Annotated in this window: 4 protein-coding genes; 3 read left to right on the top strand and 1 reads right to left on the bottom strand. The window is 64.7% G+C overall.

Annotated features, from left to right (window positions below):
• From exbB to IVB32_RS13940, 3 genes are all read left to right on the top strand, one after another.
• On the top strand, positions 1-748 hold a 748-nt coding region (gene exbB, locus IVB32_RS13950), incomplete at its 5' end, for a tonB-system energizer ExbB (protein WP_247410616.1).
• Positions 749-751: 3 nt separating this feature from the next.
• Entirely contained in the window at positions 752-1207 is a 456-nt protein-coding gene (exbD, locus tag IVB32_RS13945) for a TonB system transport protein ExbD (protein WP_018459254.1), read from the top strand.
• Between the two features lie 9 nt (positions 1208-1216).
• Positions 1217-2032 carry a TonB family protein gene (locus IVB32_RS13940; RefSeq protein WP_247410615.1) on the top strand — a complete coding sequence of 272 codons (816 nt, stop codon included), beginning with the start codon at positions 1217-1219 and terminating at the stop codon, positions 2030-2032.
• On the opposite strand, the gene IVB32_RS13935 is transcribed toward IVB32_RS13940, so the two are convergent.
• On the bottom strand, positions 2020-2442 hold the full coding sequence (locus tag IVB32_RS13935; protein ID WP_085352797.1) for a hypothetical protein: 423 nt from the start codon (positions 2440-2442) through the stop codon (positions 2020-2022). The genes IVB32_RS13940 and IVB32_RS13935 overlap by 13 nt on opposite strands.
• Between the last annotated feature and the right edge of the window lie 134 nt (positions 2443-2576).

Below are 2576 nucleotides of genomic sequence, written 5' to 3'. Positions count from 1 at the left end.
CCAAGCTGCCGCGCCCGCGGCTGCAAAGTCCGATACGGCAGCCGGCATCGCGCCCGCCATGAAGGAACTGTCGCCCTGGGTGATGTTCATGTCGGCGGACATCATCGTGAAGGCGGTGATGATCGGGCTCGCCTTTGCATCGCTGATGACCTGGACGGTGCTGATCGCCAAGTCGATCGAATTGTCGATCGCCGCGACCAAGCTTCGCTCGGCGCTGAAGAAGATCGCAGAGGCGCGCTCGCTCGCGGAAGCGCAGATGGCGCTCGGGGCCAAGGAGGGCATCCTGCCGTCCTTCCTGGCGGCGGCGCTGCGGGAGGCGCGGATGTCGGCCGGCCTCTCCAGCGACACCGGCATCAAGGAGCGGGCGGCTTCGAGCTTCTCCGAGATCATGCGTGCGGAGGCGCGGCGCATCCGCGTCGGCATGGGCGTGCTCGCGACCATCGGCTCGACCTCGCCCTTCGTCGGCCTGTTCGGCACGGTGTGGGGCATCATGAACAGCTTCATCGGCATCTCGAAGTCGCAAACCACGAACCTCGCCGTCGTCGCGCCCGGCATCGCCGAGGCGCTGCTCGCCACCGCGATCGGCCTGGTCGCCGCCATTCCCGCGGTCATCATCTACAACTACTTCTCGCGCGTGACGAAGAGCTATCTCGAACTCGTCAGCCGTGCCTCGGGCGCTGCGGGGCGGTTACTCTCGCGCGATCTCGACCGCAGCCACGGCAGCGTGCATTCGCGCGCGGCGGAGTGACCCATGGGCGTCTCGCTCGCAGACAATGATGACGATGACGATTTCGGCGAAACGCATGAAATCAACGTCACGCCGTTCATCGACGTCATCCTGGTGCTGCTGATCATCTTCATGGTGGCAGCGCCGCTGTCGACCGTCGACCTGCCGATCGATCTGCCGACGTCGAGCGCGACACCGCAGAAGAAGCCGGACAAGCCGACCTATCTCAGCATCAAGCCCGATTTGACGCTTGCCATCGGAGAGAACCCGGTCCACCGCGCCGAGTTGATCGGCACCCTCGACGGGCTGTCCGACATGAGCAAGGACAAGTACGTGTTCCTGCGCGCCGATCGCTCGGTGCCGTATGGCGAGTTGATGGGCGTCATGGAGCTGTTGCGCTCAGGCGGCTATTCGCGGGTGAAGCTGGTTGCGCTGGAAGGCGCTCCGGGGGCGCCCGCGGCAGGCGCCGCTCAGCCTTAGAGGCCCGCTATGTCGGACGAGTCCAGACCAGCCCGGACGCTTTGGATTTTGGCAGCGATGGCGGCGCTCGCGCTCCATCTGGGCGGGGCCGCGCTCGCGTTGGCGCACCTGCGGGCCGATGACGCCGATGACGGCCTCGGCGCGGCCGGCGCGGAGTTCGCTGTCGAGATGGCCTCGCCGAAGGCGCCTGACACCGACCTTCCGCCGGGACCGGATAGTGAAGCGATGCAGGAGCAGCAGGCGCTTCCCGAGCAAAAGGCCGAGACCAAGGAAACCGAGCTTCCAAAGGATCAGTCGCAACAGGTCGACGATCCCGATCGGGTCGTCACCGAGAACATTTCGAAGAAGCCGCAGGACGAGGATCCGAAGATTGCGGCGGTCGAAACGCCCGCTGCGGAGGCCTCGCCGAAGTCCGTTGCGACGGCGCGGCAGACGCTCGACGAGGACGCGCGCGAGGCCGAGAAGACACTGGCGCCCGTGCTGGGCATCGGCAAGGACATTCTAAAGCTCACGGCAGACTGGAATCGCAAGATTAGCGCGCACCTTACGGCCCACAAGGTCAATCCGGAAGGCAAGGAGCCCAACAATCAGAAAGTCAAGGTCAGCTTCGCGATCAACCGACGGGGCAACGTGCTTTCAGTCGACGTTGTCGAGTCGTCCGGGGATGCAGCTTACGATGCGGCCGCGATCTCGATTGTCCGCAAATCCGATCCCATCCCGCAGCCGCCTGCCAGCCTGACCGACGACCGGTTCGAGCGCACCGTCGACATCATCTTCACGCCGCCGGACGCAAGGAAAAAGAAGAAGACGGCTCAGCGCCAGTAGAGCCTGATCCCGACATAGACCACGACCAGGCAGGCGAAGATCAGGGCCACCGGGAGCGGCCGCTTCTGGGTTGCGCCCGCGGTCGCTGCCCGGAAGAAACTGGCCTTCTTCGGCTTCGGTTCGGGGCGGCGGAAAGCGGTAACATTGTCCGCCGCCGGTTCAGCCGCCCGGGGGCGGACGTCAGGTGGAGTTCCCGCGCCGCCCATCTCGGCATAGTAGGCCTTGTAGATGGCGCCGATGGTGGCCTCGGTAGCCTCACCCTCGTTCATCTGCGCCCGCAGGTTCTTGTAGCTCAGGAGGAACTCCTGCGCCTCCGGAGGCAGCGCGGACGACCCGTTGAGCTTGGCCATCATCTTCCAGGTGGCAAAATCGGCGCGAGCGCGGGTATCAGCGCGTCGCGCGATCAGCATATCGGCAGCTTTGACCAAGTCGGCCTCGAGCCCTTCGGCTTGTGTTCGGGTGTGCTGTTCAACTACGTATTGCCGGTCAGAATGAGAACAGCCTGAATCACATAACCGGTCAACGTTCGCAGTATTGCTGAAAT

Source organism: Bradyrhizobium sp. 23 (genome assembly GCF_023073295.1).
GTDB lineage: Bacteria > Pseudomonadota > Alphaproteobacteria > Rhizobiales > Xanthobacteraceae > Bradyrhizobium > Bradyrhizobium canariense_D.
This window is presented reverse-complemented; position numbering and strand designations above follow the sequence as displayed.